The organism is Saccharopolyspora sp. ASAGF58, from assembly GCF_012277335.1.
GTDB lineage: Bacteria > Actinomycetota > Actinomycetes > Mycobacteriales > Pseudonocardiaceae > Saccharopolyspora > Saccharopolyspora hattusasensis.
Map to the genome: position 1 here is coordinate 5,253,106 of NZ_CP040605.1, position 22,219 is coordinate 5,275,324.

The window sequence follows — 22,219 nt, forward strand, 5'->3', positions numbered from 1 at the left end:
ACCAAGGCCCGTGAGCGTTTTTCGGTGCTATGGCGCCCAAAATCACTCACGGCCAGGTGGCGACCTTCGCCGCGGGCCGCGCCGCAACGGGTCGCGGGTCTGCTTCTCGTCGACACCAGGGCTGTCGCCGGCAACGACGAGAGCGTGCCCACCGCCTCAAGGTCGCGGATCGAGCGGAACGCGAGGGCACCGGCGGCCGGCTCGCGGAGAGCACCCTGCCGAATCTGCTGGGAAGCACGACGCACGAACGACGGCCAGAGGTCGTCGCCAGCGTCCGAGTCCCTGTGCGGGCGGGAACAACGTGGTCGTCGACGGGCCCCGAGCCAGACCCCTGGGGCGCACCAGGAAGCCGCACAAGGGTCGGTTGCCTACATTCCGCAGCAGCAATGGAACCCAGGACCCCGGACAGGTGCCGCTGCCGGGTGCGCCTTCGTCGCGGCTGAACAGCCAGTACTTGGTCAGCCCGCGCCCGACGAACTGCTCTGTTTGGTGGTGCGCGCCGGGTCGAAGCCGGTAGCTCAACGGTGCATGTGCCGGCCGAGGGTGGCTGGATGGTGCCCGCCCTCAGGCGTGTGACCGGGAACTCATCCGCGAAGTCCAAATTGCGCTAATTGAGTGTTTTGGGTCGACTTGCGTGTGGGCGTGTGTCTAAAGTCGGGACGTGCTTGAGGGAGATCACCGCCCGCGAGGCGGTAGGTGCGGCGCGTGAGAACACATCTTGCGCAGGACCCGAGCTCGTGGCCTGGCTGGCGGGGTATCCGTCGGCCGCGGCGCGTTCCCGCCGAAGATCCGCTGATGCCGGTGAAGTGACACCAGGCCGGGCACAGCGCGCCATCGCGAACTCTGCTCGTGATCCGACGAAATCCACCGTGCCCGGTCGCGCCGCGAGGCGACCGGCGCCGATCGACGCTGTCAGGCGCGGGTCACCCCCTTGCCGGTGAGGACTGCCGATGACCTCGCACGACCAGGCCACCGAACTCCCCGTCTCCGAAGCCCAGCTCGGGATCTGGCTGGCCGAGCAGGCCGGTTCCGCGAGCTCCTCGCCGTACCTGTGGGGCGAGTACGCCGAGATCACCGGGCCGCTGGAGGTCGGTCTGCTGTCCACGGCGGTGCGGCTGGCCGCGCGGGAGGCCGAGGCGGTGAACACCACCTTCACCGAAGGGCCCGACGGTCGCCCGCGCCAGCACCTGCGTCAGCTCGAGCCTGCGGTGGCGGTGCACGACCTCAGCGGGGCGGACGATCCGCACGGCGCGGCGCTGAGCTGGATGCGCGCCGAGCTGGACCGGCCGCTGGAGCTGCGGGACGGGCCGGTCCACGGCGCGGTGGTGCTGCGCCTGGCCGCGGAGCGGCACCTGCTTTTCCAATGGGCGCACCACATCGCCCTCGACGGTGTCGGTATGACGATGCTGACCACGCGGATCGCCGAGATCTACGACCACCTGTACCGCGGGCTCCCCGTCCCGGCCGGTCAGTGGGGCGGCCTGGCGGGGTTGCTGGCCGAAGAGGACGGCTATCGGAGTTCGGCCGAGTTCGACGCCGACCGGCGGTGGTGGCACGAGCACCTCGCCGATGGTCCCGGTTTCCTGAGCATGGCCGCCCGGCCCGCCGCTGCCGCGGCGAGTTCGCTGCGGCTGACCACCACGTTCGGCGAGGCTGAGTTCGCCGAGCTGCGCGCGGCGGCCGACCGGTTCGGCAGGCGCTGGTCGCGGCTGGTGATCGCGGCGACGGCCCTGCACACCCAGGCGATGTCGGGCAGCCGGGAGGTGGTGCTGAGCCTGCCGGTGCCGGGACGGTTCAGCGGGTTCAGCTGGACCGTGCCGTCGATGTCGGCGAACGTGCTGCCGCTGCGGTTGCGCCTGGACCCGGCGGACACGGTCGCCGGGCTGCTCGGGCAGGTCTGCGACCGGGTGCGGTCGGTGCAGGCCCACCAGCGGTACCGAGGAGAGCGGCTGAGCCGGGAGGCCGGGTATCCCGAGGACGGCCGCAGGTTCTTCGGGCCGGTGGTCAACGTGCAGAAGTTCGCCTACGGGCTGAGCTTCGGCGATGGCACCGCGACCGTGCACAACGTGGCGGCGCCGCCGTCGGAGGACTTCTCCGTGGTCGCCTACGACCGGGGTGATGGGCGGCTGCGCTTCGACTTCGACGCGAACCCGGCCAGCCACGACCGCGAAGTGCTCGCGGCCGCCCGTGACCGGTTCCTGCACCTGCTGGAGCAGTTGGTGCGGGCCGAGCCGGGCACCCGGATCGCGCGCCTCGAGACCACCACCCCCGCCGAACGGGCCCGGGTGCGGTCCGCGGGCACCGGGGTGGCGGGCTCCGCTCCCGCGCAAGACCTGGCGTCGCGGTTCGCCGAGCGGGTCGCCGCCGCGCCTGAGGCGTTCGCGGTGCGCTCACCCGCCACCGGCGAGCGGCTGACCTACCGCGAGCTCGACGCCCGCGCCGATGCGCTGGCCGCGCGGCTCGTGGCGGCCGGGGCAGGTGCGGAGTCTCCGGTCGGGCTGCTCGTCGAGCGCTCGGTGGGCCTGGTGGTGGCGGTGCTGGCGGTGGTGCGGGCCGGGGCGGCGTACGTGCCGCTGCACCGGGCCGACGGGGCGCACCGGTTGCGCTCCATCGCGGACGGGGCGGATCTCGCGCTGCTGATCACCGATGAGGTCACCGCGCAGGACGAGTTCACCGGCTGGTTCCGCGGCACCGGGACCGTCCTGGGCGTGGCAGCGGGCGGCGGCACGGCCCCGGTGACCGCCGCGGTGATCACGCCGGGCCGGTTGGCCTGCGTCATGTTCACCTCGGGTTCCACCGGCACGCCGAAAGGCGTCGCGATCACGCATGAGAACGTGGTGCGCTTGACCGAGGACCGGTGGTGGGCAGAGGGCGCTGCCGAGCGGGTGCTGCTGCATTCCCCGCACGCCTTCGACGCGTTGACCTTGGAGCTGTGGGTCCCGCTGCTGACCGGTGGTGAGGTCGTGCTCGCCCCGCCGGGCGAAGCGGATCTGCAGGTGTTGGGTGAGGTGGTCGCCGGTTGCGGGGTGACCGGGCTGTGGTTGACGGCGGGGTTGTTCGACGCGGTCAGCCAGGAGGCCCCGGGGTGGCTGCGCGGTGTCCGGCAGGTCTGGACGGGCGGCGACGTGGTCCCGGCGGCGGCGGTGCGCCGGGTCCGGGCGGTCGCTCCGGAGCTCGTGGTGATCAACGGCTACGGCCCGACCGAGACGACCGTGTTCGCCACCCGCCACGTCGTCGACTCCGACGACGCCACTGCGGTGCCCATCGGCGCGCCGATCGACGGCAAGCGGGTGCACCTGCTCGACGCCGCGCTGCGGCCGGTGCCGCTGGGCGCGGTAGGGGAGCTCTATCTGGCCGGGTTCGGCCTGGCTCGCGGTTACCTGGCCGATCCGGCCGCGACGGCGCAGCGGTTCGTGGCCTGCCCGTTCGGGGCGCCGGGCGAGCGGATGTACCGCACTGGTGATCTGGCGCGGTGGAACCCGGACGGCACGCTGCACTTCGCCGGCCGCGGCGACGGCCAGGTCAAGTTGCGCGGTCACCGCATCGAGACGGGTGAGGTCGACGCCGCGCTGGGGCGGGCCGCGGGCGTGCGGCAGGTGGCGACGGTGCTGCGCGAGGAGGAGACCGGGCGGCGGCTGGTGTCCTACGTCGTGGCCGAGCAGGCGGATCCGGCCGCGTTGCGGGAGCACGTGGCCGCGCTGCTGCCACCGTTCATGGTGCCCTCGCAATTCGTGGTGGTGCCGGAGTTGCCGTTGAACCGCAACGGGAAGCTGGACCGCGCCGCGTTGCCCGATCCGGCCGAAGACTCCGCGCCACAGGAAACGCCCACCGAATCCCCGGTCCCGGCGTCGGCGGCCGAGGAGCTGCTGGCCGGGTTGTTCCGCGAGGTGCTCGGCTTGGCCGAGGTGCCGCCGGACCGGGACTTCTTCGCCCTGGGCGGTGACAGCATCAAGGCGATCCAGCTCGCCAGCCGGGCCCGGCGCGGTGGCCTCGAACTCGGCACCTCCGACGTGTTCCGCCACCCGACCGTGGCCGCGCTGGCCGAGCGGGTGGGTGCGGCCGCACCGGCGCTGCCGGGGCCGGGTGCTGCGGCCGGTCCGCTGCCGTTGACGCCGATCATGCACTGGCTGCTGGAACGCGGCGGTGCGCTGGGCGGGTTCGCCCAGTGCGTAACGCTGCGGGTGCCCGCCGAGCTGGGGGAGCAGGGGCTGCGGTCGGTGCTCTCGTCGCTGGTGCGGCGGCACGACGCGCTGCGGTTGAAGCTCACGGCCACCGGTGGGCTGTGGAACCTGCGGGTCGCGGCGCAGGCCGGGTTCGACTTCGCGCGGGTGGACGTGCGCGAGCTCGCCGAGCAGCACAGGCGGGAGCTGGCGGGGCAGTGGGCGCGGCGCGCGCAGGCGCGGCTGGACGTAGAGACCGGCCCGGCGGCGAGCGCCGTGTGGCTCGATGCCGGTGGCGAGCCGGGCACGCTCGTGCTCGCGGTGCACCACTTGGCCGTGGACGGGGTGTCGTGGCGGATCCTGCTCGACGACCTGCGCGAGGCGGGGCAGGCCATGCTTGGTGGGAGGTCCCCGCGAGCGGAGGCCGCGGGGACCTCGTTCGCGCAGTGGGCGCGGGCGCTGCCCGAGCACGCGCGGGAACCGGCAACGCAGGCGGAGTTCCCGCGGTGGCGCCAGGTCGCCGAGGTCAGCGGGCCGTCGGCGCAGCCGGGCGCGGAGTCCGACCGCGGTCACCTGTCGTTGCAGCTGCCCGAAGAGATCACCGCCGGTGTGCTGGAGCAGGCAACGGCCGTTTTCGGCTGCTCCGCCGACACGCTGCTGCTGAGCGCCTTCGCTCTCGCGGTGGCTGATGGGCCCGCGGTGCTGGTGGACGTGGAGCGGCACGGGCGCGAGGAGTTCGGCGGGCTCGACCTCTCGCGCACCGTCGGTTGGTTCACCACGCAGTTCCCGGTGCAGCTGCAACCGGGGGCGGCCTGGTCGCAGGTTCAGCAGGACCGCCGCCTGCTCGGCGAGGTGGTCGAGAACGTGCGGGCCGCGCTGGGTGCGGTGCCGCGCAACGGTTTCGGCTACGGCCTGCTGCGCTACCTGAACCCGCAGAGCGCCCCGGTCCTTGCGGGCGGGCCGCGGCCGCGCTTCGGGTTCAACTACCTCGGCAGGTTCGACGCGGGCAGCGACGCGGACTGGTGCCCGCGCCCGTGGGCGCCGGTGCTCGGCTCGTCGATGCCGCAGGACATGCGGATGGTGCACCTGGTCGAGCTGGATTGCGCGGTCACCGACGAGCCCGGCGGGCCGCGGCTGACCGCGAACTGGTCCTGGGACGGGCAGCTGTTCGGCGAGCGCGAGGCCGCGGTCCTGGGCGAGCGCTGGTTCGCGGTGCTCGGCGCGATGGCCGAGCACGCGCGGGAGGGTGCCGGGCAGCGGGCGGACACGGTGCTGCCGCTGCCGCCGCTGGCGCAGGGGCTGCTCTTCCACTCGATGTACGACGCGCAGGCCGCCGATCCCTACCTGGTGCGGTTCGTCTTCGAGCTCACCGGGGAGCTCGACGAGCAGCGGCTGCGCGAGGCGGTGCACGCGTTGCTGCGCAGGCACCCGCAGCTGTCGGCGGCGTTCCGCCACGACGCTGAAGGAGTGCCGGTGCAGGTCTGGCCGGCGAGTTTCAACGTCGAGTGGACGCGGCGGGAGGACGCCTCGGCGCGGGAGGTCTCGCGGTTCCTTGACACCGACCGGGCGCGGCGCTTCGACCTGGCCGAGGCCCCGGTGTGGCGGGCGGCGCTGCTGGGCGCGGGCGCGGACCGGCACGTGCTGGTGCTCAGCACCCACCACATCGTGATCGACGGGTGGTCCACGCCGATCCTGATCAACGACCTGTTCGCGCTCTACGCCGGCGCGGCGCTGCCCGCACCCGCCGACTACCGGCGGTTCCTGGACTGGACGCGGGAGCGAGACGGCGCCGCGCACGAGGAGGTCTGGCGCACGATCTTGTCCGATGTGGACGGTCCGACGCTGGTGGCCCCGGCGGCGGGCCGCGGTGCCGAGGACCGCGGCCGGGTGTTCGACCGGCTCGACGCGGCCGACACCGCCGCGGTGCGGCGCACCGCGCAGCGGCTGGGTTCGACGGTGAGCACCGTGGTGCAGCTGGCGTGGGCGATGCTGCTGGGCGCGCTGACCGGTCGCGATGACGTGGTCTTCGGCGCCACCGTCTCCGGCCGCCCGCCGGAGCTGCCGGGGGTGGAGGAGGTCGTCGGGCTGCTGATCAACACCGTTCCGGTGCGGGTGCGGCTCGATCCGCGGCGCACCGTGGCCGAGGCGCTGGCGGCACTGCGGGACCAGCAGCTCGCGGTGCTCGAGCACCAGCATGCGGACCTGACGCGGCTGCAGGCCATCGCCGGGCACGGGGAGCTGTTCGACACTGCGGTGGTCTTCGAGAACTACCCGTTGGATGACTCCGGCGCCCACCCCGTGCCGGGGCTGCGGGTCACCGGCGTCGAAGTGCTCGACGGCACGCACTACCCGCTGTCGCTGATCGCGGTGCCCGGTGATCAGCTCGGGTTCCGGCTCGACCACCGCCTCGACGTGCTCGACGAGGCCGCGGCGCGGCGGCTGCTGCGGCGGCTGGCCGCGGTGCTCACCCGGATCGGCGCGACACCCCACTGCCGCCTCGGCGAGATCGGGCTCCTGCTGCCCGGCGAAGACCCCGACACCGCAGCGATCTCGCCGCCCGGACCGCGGCACGCCGCGCTGCCGGAGCTGTTCGAGGCGCACGCCGTGGCGCACCCCGAGGCCGTCGCGGTCTCCTTCGGGGCGGAACGGCTCACCTACGGCGAGCTCAACGAACGGGCGAACCGGCTGGCGCGGCTGCTGATCGCGCGCGGCGCCGGGCCGGAACGGCTGGTGGCGCTGGCTTTGCCGCGTTCGCCGGAGCTGGTGGTGGCGTTGCTGGCGGCGCTGAAATCCGGGGCGGGGTACCTGCCGCTGGACCCGGAACATCCGTTGGAGCGGATCCGGCGCACCACCGCCGACGCCGAGCCGGTGGTGATCGTCTCGGTGCGCGCGCTGCGGCCGGTGCTGCCGGCGCAGCCCGGCGCGCTGCTGCTCGACGATCCCCGAACCAGAGCCGAGCTGGCCGCCGCCGGGGCCGAGGCCCCGCGGGTGCCCATCCACCCGGACCACGCGGCCTACGTGATCTACACATCCGGTTCGACCGGTGAACCCAAGGGCGTGGTGGTCTCGCACCGCAACGTGCTGCGGCTGCTGGAGGTCACCGACGACCTCTTCGGGTTTGGGCCCGATGACGTGCACGCGCTGTTCCACTCCTGTGCGTTCGACGTGTCGGTGTGGGAGCTGTGGAGCGCGCTGGGCCGGGGCGGGCGGCTGGTGGTGGTGCCGGGCGAGGTCACCCGCGCGCCCCGGGAGCTGCGGGCGCTGCTGGCCGCCGAAGGGGTCACGGCGCTGTCCCAGACCCCCTCGGCGTTCTACCAGCTCGCGCAGGAAGAACCCGGTGGCGGACTGCCCGCGCTGCGCCACGTGGTCTTCGCCGGGGAAGCGCTGGACCCGGCCCGGCTGCGCGGCTGGCACGGCCGGCAGCGGCCGCGGCTGGTCAACATGTACGGCATCACCGAGACCACGGTGCACGCCACCTGGGCGCTGCTGTCCGACCCGGCCGAGACACGCAGCGTGATCGGGACGGCGCTGGCGGACCTGCGGCTGCACCTGCTCGACCACGCGCTGCGCCCGGTGCCGCCGGGATGTCCAGGGGAGATCTACCTGGGCGGGCCCGGGGTGGCGCGCGGATACCTGGGGCGGGCGGGGCTGACCGCCGCCCGGTTCGTCGCCGACCCGTTCGGGCCCGCCGGTGCGCGGTTGTACCGCTCCGGCGACCTGGCGCGGGCGCTGCCGGACGGGTCCCTGGAGTACCTGGGGCGCGTCGACCTGCAGGTGAAGGTGCGCGGTTTCCGCATCGAACCCGCCGAGGTGGAGCACGTCCTCGAACGGCACCCGTCGGTGGCCCGCGCGGTGGTGCTCGCCCAGCACGACGACACCGGCGGCGGCCGGCTGGTCGCCTACGTCGTGCCCACCACCGAGGTCGATCCCGCTCGGTTGCGGGAGCACGCCGCGACGCTGCTGCCCGCGCACATGGTTCCCGCATTCGTCGTGGCCGTCGCCGAGATCCCGCTGACCGCCAACGGGAAGCTGGACCGCGCCGCGTTGCCGGAGCCCGGGAGCGGGCGCGCCGCGGGCCGGGCACCCGGCGGGGCGCTGGAGCGGTTCCTGTGCGAGGCGTTCGCCGCGACGCTGGGCATCCCGGAGATCGGGGTGCAGGAGAGCTTCTTCGACAGCGGCGGGCATTCGCTGCTGGCCACCCGGCTGATCAACCGGGTGCGCTCCGGGCTCGGCGTGGAACTCGACATCCGCACCCTGTTCGACGCGCCGACCGTGGCCGAACTCGTCGGCCACGTCGCCCGCGCCCGCACCCGCGACCGGCCCTCGCTGCGCCCGGACCGGCGACCGCAGCGCGTACCGCTCTCACCCGCGCAGCGGCGGCTGTGGTTCATCAGCGGCTTCGACGAGTTCGCGACCACCTACAACATGCGCTTCGCGGTGCGCCTGGACGGGCCGCTGTCGGCCACCGCGCTGCGTGCGGCGCTGGGCGACGTCGTGGCCAGGCACGAGAGCCTGCGCACGGTGGTCGCCGAATCCGACGACGGACCGTGGCAGCAGGTGCGCGGCCCCGAGCAGCTGCGGTTCGGGCACATCCAGGTCGCCGAGGCCGATCTAGCGGCGCGGCTGGCGGCGGACTCCGCGCACCGCTTCGACCTCGCCGCCGAGTTGCCGATCCGCGCCACCCTCTACGAGCACGGTCCCGACCGGCACGTGCTGCTGGTGCTGCTGCACCACATCGCGGTGGACGGCTGGTCGCTGGCCCCGCTGGCCCGCGACCTGTCCACCGCCTACCGGGCCAGGTCCACCGGTCGAAGCCCGCAGTGGCCCACCAGCCCGGTGCAGTACGCCGACTTCACCGTCTGGCAGCAGGCGATCGACGCCGAGCCGCAGCTGCGGTACTGGACGAAAGTGCTGGCAGGCGCCCCCGAACTGCTCCCGCTGCCCACCGACCACCCCCGCCCGCCGGTCTCGGCGCATCGCGGCGAGACGATCGAGGTCGCCCTGGATGCGTTGCTGCACGCGGCGGTGCTGCGGCTGGCCCAGGACCACGACGTCAGCCCGTTCATGGTGCTGCACGCCGCGTTCGCCGCCCTGCTGTGCAGGCTCGGCGCCGGTGCGGACATCCCGATCGGCACCCCGGTGGCCGGGCGCAACGACGCCGCGCTGCACGACGCGGTGGGCTGCTACGTCAACACCGTCGTGCTGCGTACCGACCTGTCCGGGCAGCCCAGCTTCAGCGAACTGCTGCGGCGGGTCCGGGCGGCCGACCTCGACGCCTTCGACCACCAGGAGGTGCCCATCGAGCGGCTGGTGGAGGTGCTCAACCCGGCCCGCTCGCTGGGCCACCACCCGCTGTTCCAGGTGATGGTGGCCTTCCAGGACACCCCGCCGCAGGAGTTCGACCTGCCCGGCATCAGCACCGAGCAGGTGGCGCTGCACGGCCAGTCCGCCCGGATGGACCTGCTGCTGAGCCTGCGCCAGAACCACACCCCGACCGGGATGCCCGAGGGCATCACCGGGGTGCTGGAGTACGACACCGAACTGTTCACCCCGGACACCGCGCGGAAGCTGATCAGCCGCTTCGAACTCCTGCTGCGCGCCGCGACCGAGGCGCCCGGCACACCGGTCGCCGAGCTGCCCGTGGTCTCCGAGCAGGAGCACCACTGGCTGGTCCACGGCTGCAACGACACCGCCCGCCAGGTCCCGCCGACCCCGTTGCACGAGCTGTTCGCCGCGCAGGTCGCCCGAACCCCGCACGCCGAGGCGGTGCTGCACGACCACGCAGCGCTGACGTTCCGGGAACTCGACCAGCGGGTGCGGGAGATCGCCGCGCAGCTCACCGAGCACGGCATCGGCCCGGGAGCGCTGGTGGCCTTGGCCCTGCCCCGCACACCCGACCTGCTCGCCACGATGCTGGCGGTGCTGCGCACCGGCGCCGCCTGCCTGCCTTGCGAACCGGACTGGCCCGCGGCGCGCACCGGCGCCGTGCTGGACGACGCCCGGCCCGCGCTCGTCGTCGGCACCGACGCGCGCGGCGAGCTGAGCTTCACCCGCCCCGGCCGATTACCCGCACCGATCGCGACCGGTACCGCTTACGTCCTCTACACCTCCGGCTCCACCGGCCGCCCCAAGGGCGTGGTCGTGGCGCACCGCGCGGTGGTGAACCTGCTGGCCGCGCTGGCCGAACTCCTGGAGGTCGGCGCGCGGGACCGGGTGCTGGCCACGGCCCCGGCGGGGTTCGACATGTCCGTGCCGGAGTTCTACCTCGGCGCGCTCACCGGCGCGGCCGTGGTTCTGGCCGACCGCGACACCACCCGCGATCCCGATGCGCTGCTGGAGCTGGTCGAACGGCAGCGGGTGACGGTAATGCATGCGACACCGTCGCTGTGGCGCACCCTGGCCGCCGACCGGCCGCGGGCGCTGCGCGGCATCCGCGGGGTGATCGGCGGCGAGGCCGTGCCCGGCCCGCTGGCTGAGCGGCTGCGCGGACTCGGGGTGCGGCTGCTGGCCTGCTACGGCCCCACCGAGACGACGGTCTGGTCCAGCGCCTGCCCGGTCGAAGGCCGGCAGCGGGAGGTCGTGCCGCTGGGCCGTCCGTTGTGGAACACCGCCTGCCACGTGCTCGACGAGCGGCTGCGCCCGGCACCGCCGGGCGCCGTCGGCGAGCTCTACATCTCCGGACTCGGCGTGGCTACCGGCTACCTGCACCGGGCGGCGCTGAGCGCACAGCGGTTCGTCGCCGACCCGTTCGGCCCGCCCGGCACCCGCATGTACCGCACCGGCGACCTCGCCTCCCGCGCACCAGACGGATCGCTGCGCTTCCACGGCCGCGCGGACGAGCAGGTCAAGATCCGCGGCCACCGCGTCGAACCGAGCGAGGTCGAGGCCGCGCTGCTCGGGCACCCGCAGGTGCGGGCCGCCGCGGTGACCGTGCACGCGCCCGACGCCCACGACCGCAGGCTCGTCGCGCACCTGGTCGCACCCGGCGTGGATCTCGCCTCGGTGCGCGAGCACCTCAGGGCGAGGCTGCCCGGATACATGATCCCGTCGCGGCTGCTGACCTGCGACGAACTGCCACTCTCGTCGAACGGGAAGCTGCTGCGCGACCGGCTGCCCGTCCCGGCCGAGGACACCGCAGCCGAGCAATCCGCAGCCGGGGAACCGGACGTGGCGGCGCCGGTGCGGGTGCTGTGCGAGATCTTCGCCGAGGTGCTGGGGACCGCCCGCGTGGGGCCGGAGGAGAACTTCTTCGAACTCGGCGGGCATTCGCTGATCACCGCGCCCCTGATCGCCCGGATCCGCTCGCGGCTCGGCCTGCGCGCGAAGGTCCGCGACGTGTTCGAGGCGGGCACCCCGGCGGCGCTGCACCGCGCGCTGACCGGCCCCTCCGCAGCGGGAGGGCACCTGCTGCCGCTGCGCTCCGGCGGTCCGGCCGCGCCGCTGTGCTGCGTGCACCCGCTCAGCGGCCTGGGCTGGTCCTACGCCGGGCTGCTGGCCCACCTCGACCACGACCAGCCCGTCTACGCGCTGCAGGGTGACGCGGGCGCGCAGCCACCGGGCAGCATCGAGGAGATGGCCGAGCGCTACCTGCAGGAGATCCGCTCGGCGCACCCGCGCGGACCGCTGCACCTGCTCGGCTGGTCCTTCGGCGGCCTCGTCGCCCACCACATGGCGATCAAGGCGCGCGACCGGGACCTGCAGGTCGGCTTGCTGTGCCTGATCGACCCACCGCTGGGCGCCGAGCCAGCACCGATCGACGCGCAGCGGGTGTACCGGATCCTGCTCACCGCCATCGGCCACGACGACCAACCCGAGGGGGAGCTGACGTTCGAGGCGGTCTCGCAGCTGCTGCGCCGAGACGACGGCGCGCTCGCCGCGTTCACCGAAGCCGACATCGCCCGCACCGTGGCCACCGCCCGGCACAACGCCGAGTTGCTGCGCGGCCACCGGCCGGGCCACTACCCCGGCGACGCCGTGCACATCGCGGCCGAAGCCGGTCCAGGAGCCCGGGCGTGGCGCGCGCACGTCGGCGGCGAGCTGGCCACCTATCGGATCGACCTGCCGCACGACCGGCTCATGCAACCCGAGCACGTCGGCGAGATAGCCCGCATCGTGCGCGACCACCTCACCGAGCAGAAGGGCCACGGCACCCCATGACCAACCCGTTCGACGACGAGGACGGCACGTTCCTGGTGCTGCGCAACGAGCAGGCGCAGCACTCCCTGTGGCCGGCGTTCGCCGCGGTGCCCGCGGGCTGGGAGGTGGTGTGTGCGGAGACCAGCCGGGCGGAGGCGCTCAGCTACGTCGAGCTCAACTGGACCGACCTGCGCCCGGCGAGCCTGCGCGAGACGCCCTGAGAGCCTGTCGGCGGATGCCGTCCGCGCCTTTGGAAGCGGCGGAGCCGCTTGCATTCGCCTTGCCAAGACGACCATCGGCGGGTTCTGAGAGGTTTTCTGGCGAGGACGGCGCCTCCGCCGCGTATTGGACATACATCAGGAGGGGCACCCGCAGTCCGGGGAACCTCTCAGGTTCCGCTAAGCGACCACCCACCCAGACCATCCACCAACAGGCTCTGAGGTGTTCTCGCCCGCGCTCCGCGGGATCGCCTGGCTTTGCGCGGCGTCGCAGCTGTCCTCGCCGCGGACCGCGAGCCCGCGGAGCTGCCGGTGGGCGTTGCGGGCCACCGGCGCCGATCGGAACGACGAGACGACAACCCGGTGCACCGCACAGGTGTGGACACCGCCACGACCAGGAGATAATCACCGGTGGATCACCGCAGCGAACTGGCCGACCTCCCCGCCGGGGCACGGGTGGTCATCCGCCTTCCCAGCGGCCCCGGGCTCGCTTCGGCGCTGCTGGCGTGCTTCGAACGCGAACTGGTCGCCGTGCCCATGGCACCGCGGGCTGGGGATGCGCAGCTCGAGGGCATCGTGGACCGAGTCTCGGCCAGCGCGGTCGTCGATGGCCGGGGCTCGACGAGTTCGCTGCGCCGGACCGGGCTGCCCGCCGAGCACCCCGACGCCGCGGGCCTGGCGCTGATCATGTTCACCTCGGGCTCGACCGGCACTCCCAAAGGCGTCATGCTCAGCCGCCACGCCGTGGTGGGCAACGCGACCAAAACCGCCGCGCTGCACGGCATCGGACCCGGCCGCCCGCACGGGACGTGCCTGCCGCTGCACCACTGCAACGCGCTGGTCATGTCGCTGCTGGGCACCCATCTGACCGGGGCGCGGCTGGTGCTGCACCCGGCCGCGGACCCGACGGGTTACTTCGCCGCGCTCGAGCAGGCCGGGGCCCGCACCGCCTCGATCGTGCCCGCCCTGCTGCCGGACCTGCTGGAAGCCGCGCCGCCGTGGCCCGACGGGCTCGAATACCTGATCACCGCCGCCGCCCCGCTGACCGGCGACCTCGCCCGCCGGTTCCACCGCACCTACGGGCCGCGGCTGCGCCAGGGCTACGGGCTGACCGAAGCGGTCAACTTCAGCGCCACCATGCCCGCACCGGACGAGGCCGGGTTCACCGAGCACTACCTCGACCGGTTCCCGCCGGTCGGGCTGGCGCTGCCGGACACGCGGCTGCGCCTGGAGGGCGGCGAGGTCTGGATCAGCACCCCGGATCTGATGGACGGCTACTGGCAAGACCCGGCCGCCACCGCCGAGGCCATCACCGCCGACGGCTGGCTGCGCACCGGCGACCTCGGCGAATTCCGCGGCGATCTGCTGGTGCTCAAGGGCCGCACCAAGGAACGCATCGACCGCGGCGGCGAGAAGCACTACCCGCTCGACGTCGAACGCCGCTGGCGCGAAGACGGCCTGACCGGCCGGTTCGCCGCCGTCGGCGTCACCGAGGCCACGCTCGGCCAGGAGATCGGCCTGGTCGCCACCGACCAGCCCGTCGACCGGCTGCAGCAGTTGTGCGAGCGCACCGAGCTGCGCCCGGCGGTGCTGCGCATCGGCGACTTCCGCGCCACCGCCACCGGGAAACCGCAGCGTTCGCTGATGGGCGCCACGCTCGCCGCCCGCCGCGAAAGCCCCTCCCGCTACGAGCGCCTGCTGGGCTACGCCGCGGCCACCGCGCACGAACTGCTGCGCGGCACCCCGCACCCGGACGTGCCGCTGCAGAAGGTGCGCGCCCTGGCCGAGCGCGTCCCGGAACCCGACTCGCTGGAGCCGACCGACGAACCGGTCTACGAGGCGTTCGACTCGCTGCGCCTCGGCTGCGACGCGGATCCCGAGCGGCGTGCGGCCGACCGGGCGGTGCTGCGGGCCAAGCTCACCGCGTCGTGGCCCCTGTCGTCGTACGCCGAACTGGCCGCCGCCGTGGCCGAGGTGCAGGGCGCGCCCGGGGGCGCGGCGCCCTTCGGCGTGGAGACCACCCTCGACGACGGGCGCCTGGTGCTGCTGCCGCACGCACCGGCGGCCACCGCGGGCGGCCTGCCGTGGGCGTTGGACCTGCTGTGGACCTATCTCAACGACGGAAGAACCGGCCACTGCGCCGACCGATGGGCCCGGCTGCGCCGGTTGCGGCACGACGGCTTCGCCATCGCGGGTTTCTCCGCGTTACGGGCCGGGCGCCATGACCTCGGCGGAGTCATCTGGGCAGTCCGCCCCATCGAGGAGGAGTAACCATGCCGCACGACGACCTGCACATCGCGACCTGGGCGAAGAGCTCGATCGGCCCCGACCACACCGAACTGCGCGTGGACCACGGGGAGCTGGCGGTGCCCATGCACGGCACCGCCGCGGCCAGCGGTCAGGAACTTGCCACCAACGGCGAGATCGGCGCCGACCTGATCCGGCTGCCGGCCGGGCAGGGTTTCGTGCCGCACACCCACCCGGGCCACCACGTGCTGACCGTGGTCGCCGGGACGGGGACCATCACCTACGGCGGGCGGATCCACGAGACCCATGCCGGGCAGACCTTCCTCATCGAAGGGCAGGTGCCGCACGCGGTAGGCGCGATCACCGATCATCTGATCGTCGCGGTCGGCGCCCCGCACAAGCGCATCGACTCCACCGACCGCATGACGCCGGTGCCCTATGAGGAGATCATCGCCGACAGTGGTGAGCTGACCTGCATGATCTGCGACAAGACCGCCGGGGCGCCGCGCTACCTGCACTCGCTGGACTGCCGGCACTGCCCGTGCCGGGAGTGCGCCGGGATGCCGGGCTGATCCGGCCAGCCACCGGACATCCGCCTGCTGGGAGACCCCGATGAGCAACTGCCCCAGCGTGCTCTGGCAGGAATCTTTACTTTGCTCACCTCGGATGCCGTAACGATTCGCGAGTGCTCCATCGCACTCGCTGGCGCGACATCGGTCTCACTCAGTCGCGAAGAGCCGTCGAGCATGCCGAGGATGACGCGTCGGAGAGATCAACGTTTGAGCCGGTAGCGTCCACTGGCTTCGACGTGGTCGATCATGATTCGCTCGGCGGTCGCCCCGTCGCCGGCCTGCAGCGCGCGTAGGATTTGTTCGTGCACGGTCAGATGGTGGCGCGCCTGGTCGGCGTCTAGCCACAACGACGCGTCTGCGGGCACTGGGAAATTGTTGCGCACCGCGCGGGCATGTCGTCCCAGAAACGCTGGGCCGCCGATGTCGGCGATCGCGAGGTGCAGCTTCCGGCTTTTCTCGCCCAGCGCCTCGTTCTGGCCGGCCCGCTCGTGGGCGACCATTTCCTCGTGCAGTGCCCACAGCGAGGCGAGCTGCCCGGCGGTGATCCGGGAGGCCGCCAGGCGCGCCCCGAGCCCCTCCACGACCGCCCGCACGCTGTAGTACTCGGCTAGTGCGTCGTCTGACAGGTCGATCACAGTGGCGCCGTGGTGACGCTCGTAAGTAATGAGACTGTCGTTCTCCAGGCGCCGTAGCGCCTCCCGAACAGGGGTGATCGACACCCCTAGTCGTTCGGCCACCGCGGCCGCTCGCAACGGTGTGCCGCCGGGGATGCGTGCGTTGCGGAGGTCATCGAGCAGCGTTTCGTATACGTAGTCGGCCTTGCTTGACGGCGGTACGTCGCGACGTCCGTCAGCTGCACTCACGCTGCGCTGCGCCGTATCACGGCTAGGTGGCACCACCTACTGGACGGTACAGGAGAACCGCCCGCAAACGTGACGAGAGGGGCGGGGCCTTGTGTGACCGATCGCGCACCGCGCCCCGTCGTGTTGTCCGATCCGCAACCAGCCCTTCCGCTCATGGGCAAGAACTTATAAATTACTAGTCATGGTCGGCCCTCTGAAATCACTCCGCATCATCGATACCGCCACGTTGTTCGCCGGGCCCACTGCGGCCTCGATGCTGGGCGACTTCGGCGCCGATGTGATCAAGATCGAACATCCCCGCCGCGGTGATCCAGCGCGCGGGCATGGGCCGGAGGCAAATGGCGTCGGGCTGTGGTGGAAGTCCCTTTCGCGGAACAAGCGCGCCGCCGCGGTTGATCTGTCGACGAGCGGCGGGCAACAGATCCTGCGTGACCTCGTCGCTACCAGTGATGTGCTGATCGAGAACTTCAGGCCCGGTACGCTCGAGCGCTGGGGTATCGGGCCCGACCAGTTGCATGAGATCAATCCGCGGCTGGTCATAGCCAGGATGACCGGGTTCGGACAGTTCGGGCCGATGTCAGCTCAGCCCGGTTTCGGTACCCTCGCCGAGGCGATGAGCGGGTTCGCCTCGTCGACGGGCGAGCCGGACGGTCCCCCGATCCTGCCACCGCTCGCGCTCGCGGACGGCGTCGCCGGCCTGGCAATGTCTTACGCAGTGATGGTCGCAGTGACGGCGCGCTAACAGACCGGTCGCGGCCAGGTGATCGACATGGCGATCATCGAACCGATACTCGGACTGCTCGGACCGCAGGTGAGTGCGTACAACGCTCTCGGGGTGCTTCCGCAGCGCACCGGGAACCGTTCTGCCAGCAATGCTCCTCGCAACATCTATCGCACCCGCGACGGACGCTGGGTCGCGGTGTCGACCAGCGCGCAGAGCATCGCAGAGCGGGTCGTGCGCCTCGTAGGACGCGGCGACCTCGTCGAGCAGCCGTGGTTCGCCTCGGGACACGGCCGCGTCGCGCACGTCGAGGAGCTCGATTCGGCTGTCGGCTCGTGGATCGCTGCGCGGGACGCCGAGGAGGTGCTGCGCGAATTCGGGCAGGCCCAGGCGGCGATCTCGTTGGTCTACGACGCTTCAGACGTGGTGAAGGACCCGCAGTATCAGGCACTGTGCACGTTCCTTGACCTGCCCGACGAGGAACTCGGCGAGGTCACTGTGCAGAACGTGCAGTTCCGGTTGTCCGAGACTCCGGGTAAGGTCCGCTGGCCTGGTCCCGCGCTGAAGCGGCACACCGACGAGGTGCTGGGCGAACTCGGCTACGACACCGCCCGGATCGAAGCCCTGCGTGCTGATGGGGTGGTCGCGTGAGCGCTCCGTTGACCTCGCCGGGGCCACGTCTGACCGGCTCACACTGTCCACATCTGTTGGCGCCCTCGGGGAGACCGGCATGCAGGCTTGCGACGCCCACATCCATGTCCTTGATGCGCGGTTTCCGCGCATCCCCGATCCAGCAGCACCTCTCCCCGCGAAGTCCACAATCGACGATTATCTGCGGGTGCGAGAGACCTTTGGGACCACTCGCGCCGTAGTGGTCCAGGCAAAGAACTTCGGCACGGACAACCGAGCGATGCTGGACGCGGTGCAGCGACTGGGACCCGATGGGCGAGGGGTCGTGGTGCTGACCCCGTTGGTCTCTGATGACGAGCTGCGGGTGCTCGCCGCCCAGGGCGTTCGAGGGGTGCGGTTCAGTGTGTGGAACCCCGATGACGCCGTGGTCCGGATCGACATGATCCCGGCACTAGCGCGGCGGATCGCCGAGCTCGGGTGGCACATCCAGGTGCACCTGTCCGGCGAGCAGATCGTGCGCCACGCCAGCATGCTCGCCAGCCTGCCTTGCCACTTGGTTGTCGACCACATGGCCCGGCTTCCCCCCGGTCAGGGCACCGAGCACCAGGCCTTCAGCATCGTTCGGCGACTCATCGACGCAGGACGGACCTGGGTCAAGCTTTCCGGGCCCTACCTCAACACCGCTACGCCACGGCCGGACTATTCGGACGCGAGCCGCGTCGCACGCGCGTTCGTCGCCGCCGCGCCAGAACGCCTTGTGTGGGGGAGCGACTGGCCACACGTGACCGAGCGTGAGAACCCGCCCGACGACCGCCAACTTCGCCGGCTGCTGGACGAGTGGGTTCCACGGCCAGAGGATCGTCGGCGCATCCTCGTCGAGAACCCGGAAATACTCTACGGATTCGCCTGAGCGGGTCACCATCATCTGGGCGCGGCGCGTGCAGCGGGAGCATGGGCGTGCCGTGACCGTCTGCCCGGCAGCGTAGACCTGCTCGTACCTGTGCCGTGCCGCTGGCAGTGCGTGGTCAGAGGCACCGGCCGGTCGTCTGGCGATTGGGACGCTCTCGACCGAGTCAGCTCCCGCTGGCGAGTTCTCGCCCGGACCTGTGGTTCTCATAACGCTCAAGGGCGCGAGCGATGAGAGCGGCCGTGGAACCGAGATAGGTGGCGGGGTCGAGCACCTCATCGATCTCTTGCTCATCCAGGGCGCCGGCAATGGTCTTGTCGGCAAGGAGCTCATCCCGCAGCCACGTGCCCCGTGCCGCCGTGCGCCGGCTGAGCCGTTGCATCAGATGATGAGCCTGCATGCGACCGAGGACGGCGGTCAACCGTGTCGTCACGGCTTCAGCCATCAGTTGCCCCCGGGAGACGTCCAGGCCCGCCCGCATGGCAACCACGTCGACGTGGAGGTTCTCGACCGCGTCAAGAAGTGCATGCACTGCGCCGCCGGAGGCCACCAATAGATCGCTGAGCGTCTGCCACTCGGAATGCCAGGAGCCAGCAGCTCGCTCGTGTTCCTGAAACATTGCCAGCTGAAGGGTCATCACCAGGGGCGGAACACGCTGAGCCGCAGCTTTGGCCACCACGGCTCGGATCGGGTTGCGCTTGTGCGGCATTGTCGACGACCCACCTGCCCCCGGCTCAAGCCCCTCGGCGACCTCCGCGATCTCGGGCTGAGCCAGGAGCAGGATGTCTGTGGCGATCTTGCCCACCGTTCCGGCGACCAGGGCCAGGGCGTTGCCGATCCTGACGAGGCGAGTGCGATCGGTGTGCCACGGCACGTCAGCGCTTTGGAGGCCGAGCTCGGAGGCAAACGACGCAGCGATATCGAGCCCACGATCGCCGAGCGAGGCCAGCGTGCCGACGGCTCCGCCGAGCTGCGCAGCGAGCTGAGTGCTGCGAACCCGTTCGAGCTCCTCGGCGGCCTCGACGAGGCTGGTCAACCAGCCGGCAGCCTTGAGTCCGAAGGTGATCGGCAGCGCCTGCTGGAGCAACGTCCTGCCGGCCATGAGGCTTGCGGCGTGCTCCCGCGTCAGGACCGCAATGCGTGCGGCGAGCGAAGCGAGTTCGTCCGTGATGACGCCGAGAGTTTCCTGAGCCACGAGCATGGCAGCGGTATCCATGATGTCTTGGCTCGTGGCACCCAGGTGCACGTACTTCGCGGCCTCGTCCGACGATGCTGCGACATGCTCTGTCAGTGCGATGACAACCCCCGCGGCAGGGTTGCCGACACCCTTGCCGAGCAGGGCGACTTGCTCGGGGGTCGCTCGAATGTCGCGCGCGCATTCGGTGATGACGGCGGCGAGGTGTGCCGGAACCAGGCCGTGTGCGGCCTCCGCACGGGCGAGCGCGGCTTCAGCCGCGAGGAGTGCTCGTAGCCATGCCGTGCCGTCGACGGCGGCCAGCAGGCGAGGAGGGGTGAAGATCGGGGCCAGGAAATCCTGTGACGACACTCGCACATCAGGCAGATCGGACATTGGTTCCCCTCCAGGGCTGGGACGGCACGCCGCTGGGACTTCCCACTGCGGCGAAAAATTATAAGTTACGAGACGTGTGATGAATCCGGCGCGGACCGGACATCATGTCCCGGTCGTGCAGCGATACGTCCCACTCGATTTCTTCGCCGCCTGGACGAGCGACTTGGACCTCGAGGCGGGGCCTACCCCACAACACAGAGGAGCCACCCATGCTCTCAGGAGGGCAGATGCAGCGCGTGGCGCTGGCTCGTTCGATGGCCATGGAGCCCGCAGTCATGCTCCTGGACGAGCCGTTGTCCAACCTCGACGCACGCCTGCGCGACGACCTCCGGGTGGAATTTCGCCGGATTCAGGTCGAGCGCGGGCTGACGAGCCTCTATGTCACGCACGACCAGCAGGAAGCCCTTTCGCTGGGGGACCTGATCGCCATCATGCAAGGAGGCAGGATCACACAGCTCGGTACTCCGGAGGAGATCTATCAGTACCCGGCGAGCGCATCGATCGCGCGGTTTCTCGGAGTCACCAACATCTTCCCGATTGACATCTCTGACACGACGGCGGTCCGACTCGCCGCGAGTGGACAGACCCTGGTCAGCGAGGACCGAGTCCCGACGGGGCCGTCGTCTGCGTGCATCCGACCTGAACACGTCGCCGTCTCCTGTCACTTCGGTGGTCCGTCCGACGCGTCCCCCGAGGTCAATGAGTTCCGGGGCGTAGTCGAGGTCGCGATCTTCCAGGGAGCATCGATCCGCTGCAAGGTCGTGACCGAATCTGGACTTCGACTCGAGGCGATCTCTCCTCCGCCAGTCTCCGGGACGTTCGTCGCCGGAACAGAAGTGATCGTCCGAGTCGCGGCGCGCGACGTCCGTCTGTTGCCCGAGGACGTTTCGCGCGCAACCGAGAAGGTAGCGGTGGCCGCATGAGCTCCACGACGATCGAGCGGCCGCTTGCCGGCGACGAACCGCCCTCGCCGGCTTCCACGCGGGGACGCGCACGACCGGGTTTACGCGGTCGACTGGTCAGTCTGCCCTTGCTGGCCCTCGTCTCCTTCCTCGTTCTCGTGCCCGTCGGATTCATCCTGCTGGCGGCCTGGGTCGACGAGGTGCCACGTCCTGGCAACATTTCCCTTTCCCCCACCTTGGACAATTTCCGCGTCCTCGTCGCCGACGGCGTCCTCAAGGCGGCAGGAAACTCGATCCTGATCGCGGTCGGCTCCACCGTGCTCGCATTGCTGATCGGCGGGTTCCTCGCGTTCGTCACAGCGCGAACCAACATTCCGGGCAAGCCCCTGGTTTTCCTGATCGGTCTGATGCCGCTGTTCTTGCCGTCCTACGTCGGAGCTCTTGCCTGGTCCATCCTCGGCAGCCCCGGCGCAGGATTGATCAACATCGCCTTCCGTGACATGGGAGTCACCGGGCCCGTGATCGACGCCTACTCGCTGGCAGGGGTCGTGGCGGTGATGGCGGATGTACTACGCGCCGTATGCCTTCCTGATGATTCATAGCTCCATGAAGATGATGAATCCTGATCTCGAGGATGCGGCGGGCGTGCATGGCGGCACGTCGTGGCACACGATCCGTTCCATCACGATTCCCCTTTCCCTGCCGGCAATCCTGGGCGCCGGGCTCCTGATCTTCGTGCTTGTGTTCGAGAACTTTCCGGTTTCGCAGGTACTGGCCACGCCGGGCGGAATCGACACCCTGCCCACGTTCATCTACAAGTTGATGAACTCAACGCCATCCCGAGGCAATCAGGCCGCAGTCGTCGCAATCGTGCTTGTCGCAGTCGTGCTGATCGTGACCGCGGTGCAGCGTCGGTTCCTGGCCAAGCGGTCGTTCACGACAGTGTCGGGCAAGGGGGTGAAGCCTCGGCAGGTGTCCCTGGGACGGTGGCGCTGGCCGGCGGTGGCCGCCGCGATCGTCTACTTCACGCTCTCCATCGTGCTGCCGCTGGGTGCGCTTCTCTTGTCGGCGATTCGAACTTCGCCTTACATGAGGTCGTTCACGTCGCTGACCGAACCGGGCGCCATCGACTTGTCCTCGTTCGTCGCCGCTGTGAACTCCTCCGGGTTCACGAATTCCACGGTGAACAGCGTGGTCGTCTCGCTGCTCGCTGCGACCGCCGGCACAGCCCTGGCTTTCGCGGTCGGGTATATCGTCTACCGCACCCGCTCGGTTGCCTGAGGGGCTCTCGAG

General features: G+C 71.2%; 10 protein-coding genes and 2 pseudogenes. 10 read left to right on the forward strand and 2 right to left on the reverse strand.

Annotated features, from left to right (window positions below; translation table 11 throughout):
• The first annotated feature begins 950 nt into the window (after positions 1 to 950).
• From FDZ84_RS24860 to FDZ84_RS24875, 4 genes are all read left to right on the forward strand, one after another.
• Positions 951 to 12,317 (forward strand): non-ribosomal peptide synthetase, encoded by an 11,367-nt coding sequence (locus FDZ84_RS24860; protein WP_168587858.1) that lies wholly within the window; start codon positions 951 to 953, stop codon positions 12,315 to 12,317.
• On the forward strand, positions 12,314 to 12,517 hold the full coding sequence (locus tag FDZ84_RS24865; protein WP_168587859.1) for an MbtH family protein: 204 nt from the start codon (positions 12,314 to 12,316) through the stop codon (positions 12,515 to 12,517). The genes FDZ84_RS24860 and FDZ84_RS24865 overlap by 4 nt, the downstream gene beginning before the upstream one ends.
• A 408-nt stretch (positions 12,518 to 12,925) precedes the next feature.
• Positions 12,926 to 14,785, forward strand: coding sequence for a class I adenylate-forming enzyme family protein (locus tag FDZ84_RS24870; RefSeq protein WP_168587860.1), 1,860 nt, complete (start codon positions 12,926 to 12,928; stop codon positions 14,783 to 14,785).
• 2 nt (positions 14,786 to 14,787) lie between these two features.
• Positions 14,788 to 15,333 (forward strand): cupin domain-containing protein, encoded by a 546-nt coding sequence (locus FDZ84_RS24875; RefSeq protein WP_168587861.1) that lies wholly within the window; start codon positions 14,788 to 14,790, stop codon positions 15,331 to 15,333.
• Between the two features lie 200 nt (positions 15,334 to 15,533).
• Here the strand turns inward: FDZ84_RS24875 and FDZ84_RS24880 are convergent, their stop codons facing one another.
• Positions 15,534 to 16,196 (reverse strand): GntR family transcriptional regulator, encoded by a 663-nt coding sequence (locus tag FDZ84_RS24880; protein ID WP_168587862.1) that lies wholly within the window; start codon positions 16,194 to 16,196, stop codon positions 15,534 to 15,536.
• 181 nt (positions 16,197 to 16,377) lie between these two features.
• Between FDZ84_RS24880 and FDZ84_RS24885 the strand changes: the two are divergent.
• Both FDZ84_RS24885 and FDZ84_RS24890 read left to right on the forward strand, forming a co-directional pair.
• Positions 16,378 to 17,568 (forward strand): annotated as a pseudogene (locus FDZ84_RS24885) (CaiB/BaiF CoA transferase family protein).
• 79 nt (positions 17,569 to 17,647) lie between these two features.
• Positions 17,648 to 18,457 (forward strand): amidohydrolase, encoded by an 810-nt coding sequence (locus tag FDZ84_RS24890; protein WP_168587863.1) that lies wholly within the window; start codon positions 17,648 to 17,650, stop codon positions 18,455 to 18,457.
• 163 nt (positions 18,458 to 18,620) lie between these two features.
• Here the strand turns inward: FDZ84_RS24890 and pcaB are convergent, their stop codons facing one another.
• Complete coding sequence (pcaB, locus tag FDZ84_RS24895) at positions 18,621 to 20,024, reverse strand: 3-carboxy-cis,cis-muconate cycloisomerase (protein WP_168587864.1); 1,404 nt, start codon at positions 20,022 to 20,024, stop codon at positions 18,621 to 18,623.
• 209 nt (positions 20,025 to 20,233) lie between these two features.
• Between pcaB and FDZ84_RS40965 the strand changes: the two are divergent.
• The 4 genes and pseudogenes from FDZ84_RS40965 to FDZ84_RS39270 all read left to right on the forward strand — a co-directional run.
• Positions 20,234 to 20,308: pseudogene (locus tag FDZ84_RS40965) on the forward strand (ATP-binding cassette domain-containing protein); the annotation flags it as partial.
• 9 nt (positions 20,309 to 20,317) lie between these two features.
• On the forward strand, positions 20,318 to 20,947 hold the full coding sequence (locus tag FDZ84_RS24900) for an ABC transporter ATP-binding protein (RefSeq protein ID WP_246869226.1): 630 nt from the start codon (positions 20,318 to 20,320) through the stop codon (positions 20,945 to 20,947).
• Positions 20,944 to 21,528 (forward strand): hypothetical protein, encoded by a 585-nt coding sequence (locus FDZ84_RS39265; RefSeq protein WP_168584125.1) that lies wholly within the window; start codon positions 20,944 to 20,946, stop codon positions 21,526 to 21,528. Before FDZ84_RS24900 ends, FDZ84_RS39265 begins: the two co-directional genes overlap by 4 nt.
• Entirely contained in the window at positions 21,491 to 22,207 is a 717-nt protein-coding gene (locus FDZ84_RS39270) for an iron ABC transporter permease (protein ID WP_168584126.1), read from the forward strand. Before FDZ84_RS39265 ends, FDZ84_RS39270 begins: the two co-directional genes overlap by 38 nt.
• Positions 22,208 to 22,219: the final 12 nt, after the last annotated feature.